5 tRNA genes are annotated in these 525 nt (G+C 51.2%); all 5 read left to right on the top strand.

From position 1 onward, the window contains the following. Positions 1-53: 53 nt before the first annotated feature. The 5 genes from QM419_RS09215 (at position 54) to QM419_RS09195 (ending at position 492) form a co-directional block, all read left to right on the top strand. Positions 54-126, top strand: a tRNA-Val gene (locus QM419_RS09215). Between the two features lie 5 nt (positions 127-131). Beyond that, positions 132-202: transfer RNA gene (locus QM419_RS09210), tRNA-Gly, on the top strand. Between the two features lie 33 nt (positions 203-235). Further along, positions 236-309, top strand: a tRNA-Ile gene (locus QM419_RS09205). A gap of 14 nt (positions 310-323) precedes the next feature. Then, positions 324-395: transfer RNA gene (locus QM419_RS09200), tRNA-Glu, on the top strand. A gap of 7 nt (positions 396-402) precedes the next feature. After that, positions 403-492: transfer RNA gene (locus QM419_RS09195), tRNA-Ser, on the top strand. Positions 493-525 lie beyond the last annotated feature (33 nt).

The following is a 525-nucleotide window of genomic DNA, read 5'->3' as shown; positions in this document are numbered from 1 at the left end:
CCGGAAGTAGTTGGGGGTTGCCCCCTGTGAGATATGGAAGTCGCTTAGCTCGAGGGAGTTTAGCTCAGCTGGGAGAGCATCTGCCTTACAAGCAGAGGGTCAGCGGTTCGATCCCGTTAACTCCCATTTAAGCGGGTGTAGTTTAGTGGTAAAACTACAGCCTTCCAAGCTGTTGTCGCGAGTTCGATTCTCGTCACCCGCTTTGAACTTTGTTCAAATACCAAGTTTTTAACTTGGGCGCGTAGCTCAGGTGGTTAGAGCGCACGCCTGATAAGCGTGAGGTCGGTGGTTCGAGTCCACTCGTGCCCATTTTTTATAAATATGGTCCGTTGGTCAAGGGGTTAAGACACCGCCTTTTCACGGCGGTAACACGGGTTCGAATCCCGTACGGACTATTTTGATGGAGGATTACCCAAGTCCGGCTGAAGGGAACGGTCTTGAAAACCGTCAGGCGTGTAAAAGCGTGCGTGGGTTCGAATCCCACATCCTCCTTTATTTATTATTAACGCGGGATGGAGCAGCTCG

The sequence above is a fragment of the Streptococcus infantis genome (assembly GCF_047464715.1).
GTDB classification, from domain to species: domain Bacteria; phylum Bacillota; class Bacilli; order Lactobacillales; family Streptococcaceae; genus Streptococcus; species Streptococcus infantis_S.
The sequence above is the reverse complement of the archived record's forward strand: the minus strand, read 5'-3'. Positions and strand labels throughout refer to the sequence as shown.